This window comes from Rhizorhabdus wittichii (assembly GCF_017607425.1).
Classification (GTDB): domain Bacteria; phylum Pseudomonadota; class Alphaproteobacteria; order Sphingomonadales; family Sphingomonadaceae; genus Rhizorhabdus; species Rhizorhabdus wittichii.
Genome location: NZ_CP059319.1, coordinates 627,425 through 644,282, shown reverse-complemented (window position 1 = coordinate 644,282; position 16,858 = coordinate 627,425). Strand labels below are relative to the sequence as shown.

General features: G+C 68.9%; 12 protein-coding genes. 8 read left to right on the top strand and 4 right to left on the bottom strand.

Annotation, left to right across the window (positions count from 1 at the left end; all coding sequences use genetic code 11):
* Window positions 1-71 precede the first annotated feature (71 nt).
* The 4 genes from HRJ34_RS03205 to HRJ34_RS03190 all read left to right on the top strand — a co-directional run bounded on the left by HRJ34_RS03205 (window position 72) and on the right by HRJ34_RS03190 (window position 9,469).
* Entirely contained in the window at window positions 72-1,484 is a 1,413-nt protein-coding gene (locus HRJ34_RS03205) for a multiheme c-type cytochrome (protein WP_011951077.1), read from the top strand.
* Window positions 1,485-1,647: 163 nt separating this feature from the next.
* The gene (locus HRJ34_RS03200) at window positions 1,648-3,486 is read left to right on the top strand and encodes a heme-binding protein (protein ID WP_404947163.1); all 1,839 of its coding nucleotides are present in this window, start codon (window positions 1,648-1,650) and stop codon (window positions 3,484-3,486) included.
* Window positions 3,486-5,399 (top strand): hypothetical protein, encoded by a 1,914-nt coding sequence (locus HRJ34_RS03195; RefSeq protein ID WP_029991894.1) that lies wholly within the window; start codon window positions 3,486-3,488, stop codon window positions 5,397-5,399. Before HRJ34_RS03200 ends, HRJ34_RS03195 begins: the two co-directional genes overlap by 1 nt.
* 59 nt (window positions 5,400-5,458) lie before the next feature.
* Window positions 5,459-9,469 (top strand): LVIVD repeat-containing protein, encoded by a 4,011-nt coding sequence (locus HRJ34_RS03190; RefSeq protein WP_404947167.1) that lies wholly within the window; start codon window positions 5,459-5,461, stop codon window positions 9,467-9,469.
* A gap of 172 nt (window positions 9,470-9,641) precedes the next feature.
* Here HRJ34_RS03190 and HRJ34_RS03185 read toward each other — a convergent pair whose 3' ends face one another.
* The 4 genes from HRJ34_RS03185 to fsa form a co-directional block, all read right to left on the bottom strand.
* Entirely contained in the window at window positions 9,642-10,568 is a 927-nt protein-coding gene (locus tag HRJ34_RS03185; RefSeq protein WP_011951073.1) for a tyrosine recombinase XerC, read from the bottom strand.
* Window positions 10,553-11,113 carry a DUF484 family protein gene (locus tag HRJ34_RS03180; RefSeq protein WP_011951072.1) on the bottom strand — a complete coding sequence of 187 codons (561 nt, stop codon included), beginning with the start codon at window positions 11,111-11,113 and terminating at the stop codon, window positions 10,553-10,555. Before HRJ34_RS03180 ends, HRJ34_RS03185 begins: the two co-directional genes overlap by 16 nt.
* A gap of 279 nt (window positions 11,114-11,392) precedes the next feature.
* Window positions 11,393-11,695, bottom strand: coding sequence for a hypothetical protein (locus HRJ34_RS03175; RefSeq protein ID WP_011951071.1), 303 nt, complete (start codon window positions 11,693-11,695; stop codon window positions 11,393-11,395).
* A gap of 50 nt (window positions 11,696-11,745) precedes the next feature.
* The gene (gene fsa, locus HRJ34_RS03170) at window positions 11,746-12,399 is read right to left on the bottom strand and encodes a fructose-6-phosphate aldolase (protein ID WP_011951070.1); all 654 of its coding nucleotides are present in this window, start codon (window positions 12,397-12,399) and stop codon (window positions 11,746-11,748) included.
* Window positions 12,400-12,543: 144 nt separating this feature from the next.
* Here fsa and HRJ34_RS03165 point away from each other — a divergent pair, with 144 nt between their 5' ends.
* The 4 genes from HRJ34_RS03165 (at window position 12,544) to fliR (ending at window position 16,858) form a co-directional block, all read left to right on the top strand.
* Window positions 12,544-14,712, top strand: a complete 2,169-nt coding sequence (locus HRJ34_RS03165) for a primosomal protein N' (protein WP_208633327.1) — start codon at window positions 12,544-12,546, stop codon at window positions 14,710-14,712.
* Between the two features lie 174 nt (window positions 14,713-14,886).
* A complete protein-coding gene (gene fliP, locus HRJ34_RS03160; protein WP_192812846.1) occupies window positions 14,887-15,678 on the top strand; it encodes a flagellar type III secretion system pore protein FliP in 792 nt (263 codons plus the stop codon).
* A gap of 105 nt (window positions 15,679-15,783) precedes the next feature.
* Window positions 15,784-16,065 carry a flagellar biosynthesis protein FliQ gene (gene fliQ, locus HRJ34_RS03155; protein ID WP_011951067.1) on the top strand — a complete coding sequence of 94 codons (282 nt, stop codon included), beginning with the start codon at window positions 15,784-15,786 and terminating at the stop codon, window positions 16,063-16,065.
* A 10-nt stretch (window positions 16,066-16,075) separates the two neighbouring features.
* On the top strand, window positions 16,076-16,858 hold the full coding sequence (gene fliR, locus HRJ34_RS03150) for a flagellar biosynthetic protein FliR (RefSeq protein ID WP_016744638.1): 783 nt from the start codon (window positions 16,076-16,078) through the stop codon (window positions 16,856-16,858).

The following is a 16,858-nucleotide window of genomic DNA, read 5'->3' as shown; positions in this document are numbered from 1 at the left end:
CTCTCGATCGTGACCGCCCAGGGGCAAAAGTGGCGTTTACGAATGGGCATCGGCAGTTAGGGAGCGCCGAATTGGGGGGTAAGGTCTCGAGCAGGCTATCCTGTGTCTGCGGGCTTATCGGCGCCGCGGTTCTCGGCATCGCGCTGCTGTTCCTCGCCACGACGGGCACGGCCGACCAGGCGGTCGCCTCCTCGGCGTCCGCCGCCACCGGCGCGGTCCATGTCGGCGTCGCCTCCTGCGCGGGATCGACCTGCCACGGTCGCAGCGAGCCCACCGGCAAGGTCGTCCGCCAGGACGAGATCCTCCACTGGCAGAACGCGTCGAGCAAGACCGGCGCGCACAGCCGCACCTATGCCGCCCTCGCCTCCGCGCGCGGCCAGGCGATCGCCGCGAAGATGGGGATCGGCCCGGCGACCTCGGCCGGCGAATGCCTCGGCTGCCACGCCGATCCCGCCTTCAACGGCAAGGGCCCGCGCTGGCAGGTCAGCGACGGCGTCGGCTGCGAAGGCTGCCATGGCGGCGCGGGCGGCAGCAATGGCTGGCTGACGACCCATTATGCGGTCGGGCAGAGCCACGCCGCCAACGTCGCGCGCGGGCTCTACCCGCTCGATCAGCCGCGCGCCCGCGCGGAGAAGTGCCTCGACTGCCATCTCGGCAGCGACAAGCCCGGCCAGTTCGTCTCGCACCGGATCATGGCCGCGGGCCACCCGCGCGTCGCGTTCGAGGTCGACCTCTTCTCGGCGCTCCAGCAGCACCATGACGAGGACGCCGACTATGTGCAGCGCAAGCGCCGCACCAACAACGTCCAGCTCTGGGCGGTCGGCCAGGCGACGGCGGTCGGCCGCGCGACCAACCTGTTCGCCAATCCCAGGCTCGGCACCGACGGCATCTTCCCGGAAATCTATTTCTTCGACTGCCAGAGCTGCCACCGCCAGATCATCGACGGCCCGAACGGCCGGGCCAACTGGGTCGCCAATCCGGGCCGCCCGATCCCGTCGGGGATGCCGCCGTTCAACGACGAGAACATGATCATGCTGTCGGCCGCCGCCAAGGTCGCGGCGCCGGGCATGGCGGCGAAGTTCGATGCCGACTCGCGCGCCTTCCACGCCGCGCTGGCGAAGGACCGCCCGGCTGCCGTCGCCGCCGCGCGCCGGCTGTCGGCAACGGCGGGCAGCCTCGCCGACACGCTGAGCCGCAGCGCCTTCGGCCGCGAGCAGACCTTCGCGATCATCGACACGATCGCCGGCAACGCCATCTCGCCGCGCTTCACCGACTATGAAGGGTCGGCGCAGGCGGTGATGGCGGTCGACACGCTGCTCAACGCGCTGGTCCGCCAGGGCCATGTCAGCGAGGATCGGGCCCGTGGCGCGCGCGGCGCGATCGATCGGGCATACAAGGCGGTGGGCAACAGCAACGCCTATCGTCCCGCGGAATTCCGGGCGGCCCTGGGGCAGGCAGCCGCTTCGATAAGGGCCCTCAAATGACCGTTGCCTCGCGTAGTGAGCCGCTTTCACCGCCCCGCCTTCACGCTCGCCTCCTGCGGCGGCGGCAGCGGCGACAGTTCGACCCCGACGCCCACCTACCCCGACGCCGACGCCCACCGCGCTCTACACCGCGCCGGCCCAGGAGGCGCTGACCGTCGCCGACGTGCAGAAGGTGCTGGCGCAGGCGATCGAGGAAGCCGCGGCGCGCAACAAGCCGGCCGTCATCGCGATCGTCGACCGGGTCGGCAACGTCCTCGCCGTCTACCAGATGACCGGCGCGCCGACGACGCTGACGATCAAGACCACCCACCGCGTCGTGACGCCGACCGACGTCGAGGGCCTCGTCGTCGCCGGATCGCCCGCCGCCAACCCGCTCGCGGCGGCGGCGATCGCCAAGGCGATCACCGGCGCCTATCTGTCCTCTTCGGGCAACGCCTTCTCGACCCGCACCGCCAGCTTCATCGTCCAGGAACATTATCCGCCCGGCAACAACCAGCTCGCCGGCGGCCCGCTGTTCGGCGTGCAGTTCAGCCAGCTCCCCTGCTCGGATTTCTCGCGGCGCTACCTGCCCGCCGGGGGCAGCGCCGCCTTCATCGGCCCGAAGCGCTCGCCGCTCGGCCTCGCCGCCGATCCGGGCGGCTTCCCGCTCTACAAGAACGGCGTGGTGGTCGGCGGCATCGGCGTCATGTCGGACGGCCTCTACGGCTATGATCCGAACGTCGACGACATCGACAGCGACGACGACGAATATATCGCGACGGCGGGCCTGAGCGGCTTCGATGCGCCCCAGGACGTCCGCGCCAACAATATCCAGGTGATCGTCCAGCTTCGCTATACCGACGCGGACACGTCCAGGCTGCGCACCAACCCGGCCAACGCCCGCGCCTTCTCTGCCCTGTCGGGCACCGGATCGCTGGTATCGATCCCGGGCTATTATGCGCAAGGAAGCACCCCGGCGGTGCTCGCCGGCCATGCCTATGGCACCGAGGCGTCCGGCTATCGCGCGGTGACCGCGGCCGAGCGCAGCTCGGGCAACGCGATCGACAATGTCGACGCCTTCGTCCTGACCGACGGCGCCGGCAACAACCGCTACCCGCTGCGCGGCGGCACCGACGCCGCCGAGGTCTCGACGCCGCTGACCCAGGCCGAGGTGAAGGCGATCCTCGAGGAAGCCTTCAAGGTGATGAGCCGCGCCCGCGCGCAGATCCGCAAGCCGCTCGACAGCCGCGCGCAGGTGACGATGACCGTCGTCGACACGCGCGGCGTCGTGCTCGGCATGGTGCGCGGCCCCGACGCCCCGATCTTCGGCACCGACGTGTCGCTACAGAAGGCGCGCACCGCGACCTTCTTCTCGGGCGCCCACGCCGCGCCCGACCTGCTCGGCGACACCAGCCCCGACGTCCAGTCCTTCGTCCAGAAGGTCCGGACCTTCCTCAACGATCCGAGCGCGCTGACCGGCACCTACGCCTTCGCCGATCGCTCGGGCGGCAATCTCTCGCGCCCCTTCTTCCCGGACGGCGAGGTGGGACGGCCCAACGGACCGCTGTCGCGCCCCTTCAACCAGTGGAGTCCCTTCTCCACCGGACTGCAGAGCGCGCTGATCTTCAACAACCTGGCCGAGCATCTCGGCTTCGTGCTGGGCGCCTCGCCCACCGACACGCGCCAGCGCTGCACCTTCCTGCCCGACGTTCCCGGCACGACCGAGAACCGCTTGCAGAATGGCATGCAGATCTTCCCCGGATCGGTGCCGGTCTATCGCGGCAACAAGCTGATCGGCGGCGTCGGCGTGTCCGGCGACGGCATCGACCAGGACGACATGATCTCCTTCCTGGGCCTCCATAACGGCGGCGAGCGGGTCACCACCGTCTCGAACGCGCCCAAGGACATCCGCGCCGACAACATCATCGTGGCGGTCGGCGCGGGCGTCCGCCTGCGCTTCGTCAACTGCCCCTTCGCTCCCTTCCTCGATACGTCCGACCAGGACGTCTGCGGCGGGAAATAATGGCGGCGGCGCTCTCCTCCCTGCTCCTGCACGCGGTCGCGCTGGCCTCGGCCGCGCCCGACGAGGCCGCCGCGCAGCCGCGCGACGCGACAGCACCGGTCGACGCGCCCGCCCCCGATGCGCTCGCCGTCCCCGGCAGCGTCGAGCCCGGCGCCACCGTCGACGATCCGATGATCGCCGGCCGCCGCCGTCCCGGCTACGTCACCGAGCTGCCGGCGCCGATCGTCCAGAACAATGTCGGCGCGGTCCATGCCCCCCCGCCCGAGGCCTTCCCGACCGACCAGTTCCCGATCCCCGATCGCTGGCGGCTGGTCACCGCGCTGTGTCCCGACAAGAATTTCGTCGGGCTGCAGACGGTCTGCAAGTCGCGCTTCGACCCCTATCACCAGAACCCGCTGAAGGCCGACCGGCCGATCCAGCTCGACAAGAAGCCCTTCTTCCTGCCGATCACCGGCGACGACTGGTTCTTCGGCATCAACGCGATCTCCGACACGGTCGTCGAGCCGCGCTCCTTCCCGACCCCGGTCGCCGACCAGACGAGCAGCTATCCGGGCGCGATCGACACCTTCGGGCGCGACCGCAGCCTCGTCCTCGCCCAGACCGGCCTGCTCGGTTTCGGCCTGACCAAGGGATCGACCGCCTACAAGCCGCCGGACGTCGAATATCGCGTCCTGCTGGCCTATCAGGTCAACTATGTGAACGTGCAGGAACGCCGCGTCCTGAACGTCGAATCCTCGCGCCCGACGCACCGCACCGACACGTTCCTGGGCGTCCAGGAATTCTTCGTCGACAAGCATCTGGGCAACCGTTCCGACCGCTTCGACTTCGACTCGATCCGCATCGGCATCCAGCCCTTCCAGTTCGATTTCCGCGGCTTCCTGTTCCAGGACAACCAGCTCGGCATCCGCTTCTTCGGCAATCGCGACAACAACCGCTACCAGTTCAACCTCCAGGCGATCTGGCGGCTCGACAAGGATACCAACAGCGGCCTCAACGACATCACGAAGAAGCCGCGCGACGACTATATCCTGAGCGCCAACATCTTCGCGCAGGACTTCCCGCTGCCGGGCCTGACCTCGCTCGCCTCGTTCACCGCCAACTTCAACCGCGAGACCGAGCGCGAGCTCGACCATAACGGCTTCCCGGTCCGCCCCGCCCTGCTCGGCGACCAGCGGCCGCGCGAATATGACGTCTATTATGTCGGCTACAGCCTCGACGGGCGGCTCAAGCGCTTCAACCTGTCGTCGACCCTCTACGGCGCCTTCGGCGAGGACCGGAACAGCTTCTTCACCTCGAAACCCGCCAAGATCCGCGCCTTCTTCGCGGCGGCCGAGCTGAGCTACGACATCGACTGGATTCGCGTGAAGCTGTCGGGCCTCTACGCGACCGGCGACGGCAAGCCGAAGGACAACAAGGAGACCGGCTTCTCGGCGATCTTCGAGAACCCGATCTTCGCGGGCGCCGACACCAGCTACTGGATCCGCCAGACCGTCCCCTTCGCGGGCGGCGGCGTCAACGTCGCGCTGTCGCCGCGCAACGGCCTGCTCAACGACCTGCGCACCTCGAAGGAGCAGGGCCAGTCGAACTTCAACAATCCGGGGACGATGCTGCTCGGGGTCGGCGCCGATTTCGACATCCTGCCGCAGCTCCGCTTCTCGACGAACCTCAACCATCTGTGGTTCGAGAACACCGCGACGCTGCGCGAGCTGCGCAACGAGGGCAGCATTCCGAAGTCGATCGGCTGGGACCTGTCGGGCGCGCTGATCTGGCGGCCCAGCATGATCCAGAACATCGTCTTCCGCCTGTCGGGCGCGGTGCTCGATCCGGGCAAGGGCTTTTCGGACCTCTTCACCAATTCGCGCGGCGACGACCGATATTATTCGGTCCTCTTCAACGCGATCCTGTCTTTCTGAGGATGTAGATGCGAGGCTTGGGATCCCTGGTGACGATGCGGTGGGCGGCGCGCGGCGCGATGGCGCTGGCGGCGGCGGTCACCTTCCTCGTCTCGGCGCCCTCGCCCGCCCCGGCCTCCGAGGGCGAGAAGCCGGTCGCGCGCAGCTATCCCAAATTCGCCGACGCCCCGCGCACCCAGGACTGGGCCGAGGCCGACGGCAAGAGCGCGGGCTGCGTCTCCTGCCACACCGCGACCGACCGCAAGACGATGCACCAGACCGAGGCGGTCGTGCTCGGCTGCGTCGACTGCCATGGCGGCGACGCGACCGTCCATGTCGATGCCGGCGCGAAGATGGGCGACGCCGCCTATACCCGCGCCCGCGACAAGGCGCACGTCCTGCCGAAATATCCGGAGAGCTGGCACTGGCCCTCCCCCGCCAACCCGAAGCGCGGCTACACGCTGCTCAACCGCGAGGCGCCCGAATATGTGCGCTTCGTCAACCCGGGCGACTATCGCGTCGCGCGCCAGGCCTGCGGCTCCTGCCACCTCGAGATCATCCAGGCGGCCGAGCGCTCGCTGATGTCGACCGGCACGATGTTCTTCGGCGGCGGCGCCTACAACAACGGCATCGTCCCCTATAAGAACTACATCTTCGGTGAGGCCTATACGAGCAAGGGCGAGCCGGCGCAGGTCAAGTCGCCGGGCACGCCCGCGGGCACCGTGACGCCCGAGCAGAAGGCGCGCGGCGCGCTGCCGGTCGTCTATCCGCTGCCGACCTGGCACGTGCTCCCGCCCGCCGACGTCTTCCGCGTGTTCGAACGCGGCGGCCGCACGATCAACAGCACCTTCGCCGAGATCGGCCTGCCCAACTCGACCGGCAGCATCCAGCGCCTCGAGGAGCCGGGCCGTCCCGACCTCAAGCAGTCGAACCGCGGCCCCGGCACCGGCCTGCGCGTCGCGATCGCCGTGCTCAACCTCCACAAGACGCGCCTCAACGACCCGTTCATGTGGTTCATGGGCACCAACGACCAGCCCGGCGACTATCGCAGCTCGGGCTGCTCGGGCTGCCACGTCGTCTATGCCAACGATCGCGATCCGACCCACAGCCTGATCTACGCCAAATATGGCCGCGATGGGCAGACCGCGACGGTCGACCCGACGATCAAGGACCGGCTCGAACCCAAGGACGACGGCCATGGCGGCCACGGCGCCAAGGGGAGCGGTCCCAAAGGCGATCACGGCGACGACCACGGCACCGCCGACACGCCGCGCCATCCGATCGGCGCGATGAAGGAGAAGGGCCACCCGATCGAGCACGCCTTCACCAAGGCGATCCCGACCGCGCAGTGCATGAACTGCCACATGCACCAGCCCAACATCTTCCTCAATTCCTACCTCGGCTACACGATGTGGGACTATGAGGCCGACGCGCCGCTGATGTGGCCGGAGAAGCAGAAGCATCCGACCATGGCCGAGCGCCACGCGGTCTACGAGCGCAACCCCGAAGGCGCCGCCGCGATCGGCAAATGGGGCGATCTCGACTTCACGCGCAACGTCTATGACGACATCAACCCGCGCGCCAAGGACACCCAGTTCGCCGACTATCACGGCCATGGCTGGAACTTCCGCGCGGTCTACAAGCGCGACCGCGAGGGCAACCTGCTCGACGAGGCCGGCAACATCGTCTCGCCCGACGATCCCGAGAAGTTCCGCAAGGCGGGCATGCCCGAATTCGCCCCCGTCGGCGAACAGAAGGGCAAGGCGGTCCACATGATGGACATCCACGCCGAGAAGGGCCTGCAATGCGCCGACTGCCACTTCGCGCAGGACAGCCATGGCAGCGGCCTGATCTATGGCGAGGTCGCCGCCGCGGTCGAGATCGGCTGCAAGGACTGCCACGGCACCGCCGACGATTTCCCGACCCTGCGCACCTCGGGCCCCGCCGCGCCTCCGGGCGGCACCGACCTGTCGCTGCTGCGCAACCAGGACGGCAAGCGCCGCTTCGAATGGACCACCGACGCCAATGGCGAGCGCGCGCTGATCCAGCGCTCGATCGTCGATCCCAAGCTCGAGTGGAAGGTTTCGCTCGTCAAGGAGGCGGTCGACCGCAACAGCGCCCATTTCAACCCGCTGGCGGCCCGCTCGAAGCTGATGGGCAAGGCCGGCAAGGACACCGGCACCTATTTGTGGGGCCCCGGCATCGCCAAGGCCGACCGCGCCCACGACACCGACAAGATGGCCTGCTTCACCTGCCATTTGTCGTGGACGACGTCGTGCGGCGGCTGCCATCTGCCGATCGAGGCGAACTGGAAGACGACCAGCCACAAATATGAAGGCTGGGAGACGCGCAACTTCGCCAGCTACAACCCGCAGGTCGCGCGCGACGAGATGTACCAGCTCGGCATCCACCAGACGACCAAGGGCAACATCATCGCCCCGATCCGGTCGACATCCGCGCTGGTGCTGTCGTCGACCAACCTGAACCGCGAGCGCATCTACGTGCAGCAGCCGCCGATCTCGTCGGCCGGCTTCTCCAGCCAGGCCTTCGCGCCGCACTTCCCGCACACCGTCCGCAAGACCGAGACGAAGAAGTGCACCGACTGCCACCTGTCGGAGGAAGACGACAACAACGCCATCATGGCGCAGCTCAACCTGCTCGGCACCAACTTCGTCAACTTCGTCGGCCTCAACGCCTGGACCGGGCTGGAGAAGGGGATCGAGGCGATCCGCGTGACCGAATGGGACGAGCCGCAGGCGGTGATCGGCTCCTACCTGCACAAATATGCCTATCCGGAATGGTACAAGCAGCATCTCGACCATGGCCGCGAGCTGATCGAATGGGTGCGCGGCACCCGCTTCGACAAGAAGCTGTCGGGCGAGCCGGACTCGCTCGAGGAGTTCGCCAACACCCATCACCCGACCGGCGGCGCGGCGCGCTGCGTCCAGCTCCGCGGCGAATATTTCTTCGTCGCCGAGGGCAAGGGCGGGTTCCGCGTCTATGACGTCGCATCGATCGCCAACAAGGGCACCTCGCAGCGCATCCTGACCGCGCCCTTCTCCCCGCTCGGCCACGACACCCATGTCCCGTCGCAGAACGCGACCTGCATGGCGCTGCCGACCGACCAGGCGATCTCGACCGAGCGCAACGACCACATCCTCAAATATTATCCCGAGAACCAGGAACAGAAGATGGGCGAGATCTATCGCTACGCCTTCGTCACGGACTCGGTGGAGGGCCTGATCGTCGTCAATGTCGAGACGCTGGCCGACGGCGAGCCGCGCAACAACTTCCTGAAGCGCACCGCCACCTGGAACGAGAACAACGTCCTCGCCGGCGCGCGCCACATCACGATCGGCGGCAACTATGCCTATATCGCCGCCGATGTCGGGCTGGTCGTCGTCGACATCAGCGATCCGAAGCATCCGCGCCTCGCCGCGACGGTGCCGCTGCGCGACGCCCGCGCCTCGGCGCTGCAGTTCCGCTATCTGTGGGTGACGACCGCCGACGGCCTCCAGCTCGTCGACGTGACCCAGCTCGACAAGCCGGTGCTGATCCCGTCGGCGACGCTGCCGATCGCCAATGCGCAGCGCATCTACCTCGCCCGCACCTATGCCTATGTCGCGGCGAAGCAGGACGGGCTGGTGATCGTCGACATCACCCGGCCGCTCAAGCCGAAGCTCTACGAGAAGGTGACGTTCGACGGGCGGCTCAACGATGCCGAGGACGTGATCGTCGGCACCACCAACGCCTCGCTGTTCGCCTATGTCGCCGACGGCCGCAACGGCCTGAAGGTGATCCAGCTCACCTCGCCGGACAGCCAGCCCAATTTCTACGGCTTCTCGCCCGCGCCCAAGCCCGAGCTGATCGCCTGGGCGAAGACCCCCTCGCCCGCGCTGGCGCTGTCGAAGGGCCTGGACCGCGACCGCGGCGTCGACGAGAGCGGCAACCAGATCGCGATCTTCGGCCGCCTCGGCTCGCGCCCGTTCAAGCGCAACGAGATGGAGAAGCTCTATCTCAACGCCAAGGGCCAGGTCTGGAAGGTCAGCGACACCCCGACCTTCGCCGACTGGGTCGCGGCGCGGAAATAGGCCTCCCGATCCTCCCCATGCTCCGCATGAGGAAGGGGACCGTCCGCAGGACGGTGGAGGGGTAAATCCCAATTTCCAGCACCGGTGGTAGGAGGACGCGGCTACCCCTCCACCGCCCTATGGGCGGTCCCCCTCCCCGGCCTGCGGCCAGGGAGGATTTTTTGAGGGGGGATCACGCCCTCGGATGGGCGTTGCGGTAGACGTCCATGAGGTGCGCAGCGTCGACGCCGGTATAGACCTGGGTCGACGACAGGCTGGCATGGCCGAGCAGTTCCTGGAGCGAGCGCAGGTCGGCACCCCGGCCGAGCAGGTGGGTCGCGAAGCTGTGGCGCAGCGCGTGCGGCGTGGTCCGCTCGCCCAGCCCCAGCCGGACCCGCGCGGCGCGCATCGCGCGGCGGATCAGTTCGGGCGCGAGCGGCCCGCCCCGCGCGCCCCGGAACAATATCTCGCCCGGCGCCGCGCCATGGGGGCTGAGCGCGACATAGCGCTCGATCGCCTCGCGCACCGGCGCGAGCATCGGCACGATGCGCGTCTTGGCGCGCTTGCCGGTGACGCTCAGCGTGTCGCCCAGCGGCAATATGTCGCCGGTCAGCGCCATCGCCTCGCCGATGCGCAGCCCCGCGCCGTACAGCAGCAGCAGCACCGCCTCGTCGCGCGCGGCGATCCAGGGTTCGGCGGCGGACTCGGCCGCATCCTCGGCGATCGCGGCGATATCGTCGGGGGCGACCGGACGCGGCACGCCCTTCTTGATGCGCGGCCCCTTCACCTTGACCGGCTTGGCCGCGCCCTCGCGCTCGGCGACATAGTCGAGGAAATTGCGGACCGCCGACAGTTCGCGCGCGGTCGAGACGTTGGACAGCCCCTCGCCGCGCCGCTCGGCCAGATAACCGCGCAGGTCGCCGCGATCGAGCCGCGCCAGCAGCGCGCCGTCGACCGCCGCGCCGCGATGGCGGCCGAGAAAGGCGATCAGGCGATGCGCGGTGGCGAGATAGGCGCGGACGGTATGCTCGGACCGGCGCCGGTCGCGGCGGAGATGATCGGCCCACGCCACCGCGATGTCGCGGGCGGGATGATCGTCTAAAGTTAGGGCAGCAACCACCGCCCTATCATGCGCGAAAGCATCGCGCCGAGGAAGCCCAGCAATTCGGAGCCGGCGCGGGTGTCGAAGCCCATCGGGCGGCGCTGGCCCAATGCGAGCACCCCGCCGGGCAGTGGCGCCTCGGCCGACAGGCGGATCAGCGCCTCGGCGCGGATCAGTTCGGAGGCCGGGCCGAACAGCGGATGGCCACGCTCGACGCTGCGCATCACCACGCCCTCGATGTCGACGATCGACCGCTCGATGATCCGCCGCTCGACGAACTGCATGCCCGACGCATCGGCGCGCAGCCCCTGGTCGCCGACGAACAGCGCGACCGACACCGCGTCGAGGCCGAGCATGTCGGGCCAGACCTGGGTGACGATGTGGATGAGATGATCGAGCCCGTCCGACTCGGTCGCCGCGAGCACCGCCGCATGGATCGACGAGACCGCGCCCGAATGGCCCCGCGCGAAGGCGATGAGGTCCTGATTGGCCTCCTCGACCTCGGCCATCCGCCGCTTGAGCGAGGCCATCGCGCCGCCCTCGAAGTCGATCACGCTTCCCATGCGGGCAGTTTACCCTGCATTGGTTAACACTCAATGGGTTGTTTGTTACGCCCTTGGTTGGGTGCCCTCAGGCGCCGGGCGCGAGGCATCCGCCTCGCTTGGCTATCCTCGCATAAGCTCGGGCGCGCATTCGCGCTTGCGGAGCCCTAAGGGCTCCGATGCAGAACCTATGCGGTGGAACGGGACGCGCAGCGTCCCGCAAGGCCGAACGGCCGCCCGAGCTTATGCGAGGATAGCCAAGGTCACGGATGTGACCGCCGGCGCCTGAGGCCAAACAAATCAATGCCCCGCCTTCTGCTGTTCCCACGCCCGGAATTTCTGGACCAGGCAGCCGCTCGCGCCCGCTGCACCCGACGGCGAGCAGGAGCCGATCCCGCTCTCGCCGCCTTCCATCAGCCGGTGCCGCTCGCGCGACACGCCATCGACCGCTTCCTGGTGGAAGTCGAAGCCGTCGGGGCGCAGCGCCTCGGGAATGCGGTAGCGTTCCGCCGCATTGCCGCGCCGGCACACCACGATCTCGCCCGACCGGCCGCGCGGGCAGGCGGTGGCCGTCTCGATCGCGGCGCCCAAGGTCGAAGGCATCGTCGGCGCCGCTGCCGGCGCTTCGGCGGCCAGCAGCAGCGCCAGCGGGATCAGAGGATGCTCTGCCCCGTCTTGGCCCAGTCGGCCATGAAGCCCTGGATGCCCTTGTCGGTCAGCGGATGGTTGAACAGCGCGCGGATCACGGCCGGCGGCGCGGTCATCACGTCGGCGCCGATCTTCGCCGATTCGAGGATGTGGATCGGGTGGCGGACGCTGGCGACCAGGATCTCGGTGCCAAAGTCGTAATTGTCGTAGATCTGGCGGATGTCGGCGATCAGGCCCATGCCGTCGAGGCCGACATCGTCGTGGCGGCCGACGAAGGGCGAGATGAACGCCGCGCCCGCCTTGCCGGCCAGCAGCGCCTGGTTGGCCGAGAAGCAGAGCGTGACGTTGACCATGGTGCCGTCGTCCGACAGCGCCTTGCAGGTCTTGAGCCCGTCGATCGTCAGCGGCACCTTGATGCAGACATTGTCGGCGATCTTGCGGAGGACCTCGGCCTCCTTCATCATCGTCGCATGGTCGAGCGCGACGACCTCGGCCGACACCGGGCCCGGCACGATCTTGCAGATCTCGGCGATCACGTCGACGAACTGCTTGCCCGACTTGGCGATCAGCGAGGGATTGGTGGTCACGCCATCGAGCAGGCCGGTCGCCGCCATTTCGGCGATGTCGGCAGTGTCCGCGGTGTCGACGAAGAATTTCATGTAGGAAGGCCCTTCCGGCTGCATATCTGATTGCCGCTGCCTATAGCGGCCGCGACGCCCCTCGCCTAGGCCCGGAACGGGTTATCCACCGCTTCTACGGGGGCGGCATTGCGGCGGCCGGAGGCTCCCCCTAAGCACGGACGAATGGCCCGCGCCCATGTCCTCCTGCTCAACCCCGCCCTCGGGCCGCTCGACTATCGCGCCGACCGCGAGCATGTCGTCGAGCCGGGCAGCATCGTGCTCGCGCCGCTCGGCCCCCGGCAGATGATCGGCGTGGTCTGGGAGGAGGAGACGCTGCCCTCGGCCGACCAGGTCGGCGACAACCGGCTCCGCCCGCTGCTCGACGTCTACGACGTCCCGCCGCTCGCCGCGCCGCTGCGCCGGCTGATCGAGTGGACCTCGGACTATTATCTGGCGCCGCCCGCCGCGGTGCTGCGGATGGCGCTGCCCTCCTCCAGCGCGCTCGACGGCGCGCGGACGATCGTCGAATATCGCGCGACCGGCGAGCGGCCGGGCCGGATGACCCCGCAGCGCGAGCAGGCGCTCGACCGGATCGGCCAGCGCCAGGGCCTGATCCGCGAACTGGCGACGATCGCCGACGTGTCCGAGGGCGTGATCCGCGGCCTCGTCAAGTCGGGCGCGATCGAGGCGGTGACGGTGTCGATCGACACGCCCTGGGACGCCCCCGATCCCGACCATAAGGCGGTCGAGCTGTCGGACGAGCAGCAGCTCGCCGCCGGCATGCTGGCGGAAGCGGTCGCGGCGAAGCGCTTCCAGCCCTTCCTGCTCGACGGCGTCACCGGATCGGGCAAGACCGAGGTCTATTTCGAGGCGATCGCCGAGGCGCTGCGCGCCGGCCGGCAGACGCTGGTGCTGCTACCCGAGATCGCCCTGACCGAACCCTTTCTCAAGCGCTTCGAGGCGCGCTTCGGCCATCTCCCCGTCGCCTGGCACAGCGAGCTGCGCCAGTCGCAGCGGCGGCGCGCCTGGCGCGGCATCGTCCATGGCGAGGCGAAGGTCGTCGTCGGCGCGCGATCGGCGCTGTTCCTGCCCTATCGCGACCTTGGCCTGATCATCGTCGACGAGGCGCACGAGACCAGCTTCAAGCAGGAGGACGGCGTCCTCTACCATGCCCGCGACGTCGCGGTGATGCGCGCCAAGCTGGAGGAGATCCCGATCGTGCTCGCCTCGGCGACGCCGGCGATCGAGACGCGCCAGCAGGCGGCGATCGGCCGCTACACCGAATTGAAGCTCACCGCGCGCCACGGCGCCGCCGAGATGCCGGAGATCGAGGCGATCGACCTGCTCGCCGATCCGCCGCCGCGCGGGCGCTGGATCGCGCCGACGCTGGTGCGCGCGCTGGCCGACCGGCTCGAGAAGAAGGAGCAGAGCCTGCTCTTCCTCAACCGGCGCGGCTATGCGCCGCTGACGCTGTGCCGGACCTGCGGCCACCGCTTCCAATGCCCGAACTGCACCGCCTGGATGGTCGAGCACCGGCTGCTCGGCCGGCTGCAATGCCACCATTGCGGGCACAGCATGGCGCCGCCCGCCGAATGCCCGGAGTGCAAGGACGAGGACAGCCTGGTCGCCTGCGGCCCCGGCGTCGAGCGGATCGCCGATGAGGTGGCGGCGCTGTTCCCCGACGCGCGGGTGGCGATCGCCACCTCCGACACGCTCTCCACCCCCGCCCGCGCCGCCGAGTTCGTCGAGCGGATGGAGGCGGGCGACATCGACGTGGTGGTCGGCACCCAACTCGTCACCAAGGGCTATCACTTCCCCGAGCTGACGCTGGTCGGGGTGATCGACGCCGATCTCGGCCTGTCGGGCGGCGACCTGCGCGCGGCCGAGCGCAGCTTCCAGCAGATCGCCCAGGTCGCCGGGCGCGCCGGGCGCGGCGCCAAGCCCGGCCATGTCTATATCCAGACCCACGCGCCCAAGGCCCCGGTGATCCAGGCGCTGCTCTCGGGCGACGCGCAGAGCTTCTACACGGCCGAGACCGAGGCGCGGAAGATCGCCGAGGCGCCACCCTTCGGCCGCTACGCCGCGATCATCATCTCCGCCGAGAAGCTGGAGGAGGCCGCGACCACCGCGCGGCTGATCGGCCGGACCGCGCCCGCCATCGACGGCATGCACGTCTACGGCCCCGCCCCCGCCCCGCTCGCCATGCTGCGCGGCCGCCACCGGCAGCGCCTGCTGGTCCACGCCCGCCGCTCGCTCGACGTCCAGCAGGTGATCCGCGACTGGCTCGGCCCGCTGCAATGGCCGCGCGGCGTCCGCGTCGCGGTCGACGTCGATCCGTATAGCTTCTTGTAAACGCGTTCGTCGTAAACAGCCCGTCACCCCTGCGAAGGCAGGGGTCCATGTCTCTCATCGGCCAGATGGCCGTCGGGGAGAAGACAGACATGGATGCCAGCCTTCGCTGGCATGACGCGGATGGGGAAAGGAAGGCGCTTGAAGTTACCCTGCCCAAGTGCTGAAACGCCGTGCATGACAGCCCTGCGCCGCCCGACGATCCGATCGATTCTCGCCGTCGCCGCGCTTCTCCTGTCCGCCCTGCTGATCGCCGATCCGGCGCTGGCCTCGACCGCGGGGCCGGCGCAGACCGGCGCGCTCGACCGGGCGATGACGACGATCGCGGGCGACGGCCGGCCGCTGTCGCTGTCGCTCCAGATCCTGGTGCTGATGAGCCTGCTGACGGTGCTGCCGTCGCTGGTGCTGATGATGTCGAGCTTCACCCGCATCATCATCGTCCTGTCGCTGCTGCGCCAGGCGCTGGGCCTGCAACAGACCCCGCCGAACCAGGTGCTGGTCGGCCTCGCCATGTTCCTGTCGCTGTTCGTGATGCGGCCGTCGATCGACCAGATCAACGCCGATGCCTTCAAGCCCTATGGCGCCGGACAGATCACGATCGAGGAGGCGATCACCCGCAGCGGCGCGGTGCTCCATCGCTTCATGGTCCTCCAGACCCGCCAGACCGACCTCAAGCTGTTCGCCGACCTCGCCAAGGCGCCGAAATTCGCGCGGCCGGCCGACATACCCTTCTCGATCCTGCTGCCCGCCTTCGTCACCAGCGAGCTCAAGACCGCCTTCCAGATCGGCTTCCTGATCTTCCTGCCCTTCCTGATCATAGACCTGGTGGTGGCGTCGACCTTGATGTCGCTCGGCATGATGATGCTGTCGCCGGCGATCATATCGATGCCGTTCAAGCTGCTATTGTTCGTCCTCGTCGACGGATGGGCGCTGACGATGGGCTCGCTCGCGGCGAGCTTCGCGACATGAGCGCCTTTCCGATCGTCACCCCGGCGGAGGCCGGGATCTCAGGAGACAAGGGCGCGCGCAAGCCTCCCGAGGCCCCGGCCTCCGCCGGGGCGACGGAATGGGCCCATGGATAGCGCCGGCAGCCCCGACTATTTCATCGGCATCGCCCAGCAGGCGATGTGGATCCTCGCCCTCGCCTCGGCGCCGATCCTGATCCCGGCGCTGGTCGCGGGGATCATCCTGGGCATGATCCAGGCGGCGACCTCGATCAACGAGCAGACGTTGAGCTTCGTCCCCAAGCTGATCGTCGTCGGCATCGCGCTGGCGCTGTTCGGCGGGGCGATCCTGATGCTGCTCGCCGATTTCACGCGCGAGATATTCGCCCGCATCCCGGACATGCTCCGATGATGGCGCTCCCATGATACCCCAGGGCCTGGCGGGGATCGAAACCCAGCTCTGGCTTTGGATGATCGCGATGATCCGGCCGGGCGCGGCGTTCATCGCGGCGCCGGTGTTCGGCGCGCCGCAGGTGCCGATGCAGCTTCGCGCCGTCGTGGCGCTGGCGATCGGCATCCCCGCGCTGGCCAACACGCCCTTCGTGATGCCGGTCGGCGGGATCGTGACGATCGAGGGCTTCCTGCTCGTCGCGGGGGAGATACTCGCCGGGCTCGCGCTCGGCTTCGCGGTGCAGATTGGCTTCTCCGCCGCGCTGGTCGCGGGCGAGGTGATCGGCAACGCGATGGGGCTCGGCTTCGCGGGGATGATGGACCCGGCGACCGGATCGCCCTCCCCCGCCGTCAGCCAATATCTCTCGCTGCTCGCGACCTTCCTGTTCCTGGCGACCGGCGGCCATCTCCAGCTCGCCGCGATCATCGTCGAGAGCTATCGCGCGCTGCCGCCGGGCGAGGCCTGGCTCGGCGCGCGCAGCATCCAGGGGCTGGCGCTGTTCGGCGGCGACCTGTTCGCGGCCGGCCTCGCCATCGCCCTGCCGGTCGGCTTCGCACTGATCCTCGTCCAGCTCGTCATGGCGATGCTGGCGCGGTCGGCGCCGCAGATGAACATCTTCTCGGTCGGCCTGCCCGCCACGCTGATGGCCGGCCTCATCCTGCTGGCAATCGCCGCCCCGGTGATGGCCGACGGCATCACCGCCGCGATCCAGCGCGGCCTCGCCGAGGCGCGGCTGCTCGCGCTCGGGAGATAG

Coding starts and splice junctions, on each gene's coding strand:
- HRJ34_RS03195 (WP_029991894.1), top strand. CDS start 3,486: ATGGCGGCGGCGCTCTCCTCCCTGCTCCTGCACGCGGTCGCGCTGGCC.
- HRJ34_RS03190 (WP_404947167.1), top strand. CDS start 5,459: ATGGCGCTGGCGGCGGCGGTCACCTTCCTCGTCTCGGCGCCCTCGCCC.
- HRJ34_RS03180 (WP_011951072.1), bottom strand. CDS start 11,113: ATGGGAAGCGTGATCGACTTCGAGGGCGGCGCGATGGCCTCGCTCAAG.
- HRJ34_RS03175 (WP_011951071.1), bottom strand. CDS start 11,695: ATGCCTTCGACCTTGGGCGCCGCGATCGAGACGGCCACCGCCTGCCCG.
- fsa (WP_011951070.1), bottom strand. CDS start 12,399: ATGAAATTCTTCGTCGACACCGCGGACACTGCCGACATCGCCGAAATG.
- HRJ34_RS03165 (WP_208633327.1), top strand. CDS start 12,544: ATGGCCCGCGCCCATGTCCTCCTGCTCAACCCCGCCCTCGGGCCGCTC.
- fliP (WP_192812846.1), top strand. CDS start 14,887: ATGACAGCCCTGCGCCGCCCGACGATCCGATCGATTCTCGCCGTCGCC.
- fliQ (WP_011951067.1), top strand. CDS start 15,784: ATGGATAGCGCCGGCAGCCCCGACTATTTCATCGGCATCGCCCAGCAG.
- fliR (WP_016744638.1), top strand. CDS start 16,076: ATGATACCCCAGGGCCTGGCGGGGATCGAAACCCAGCTCTGGCTTTGG.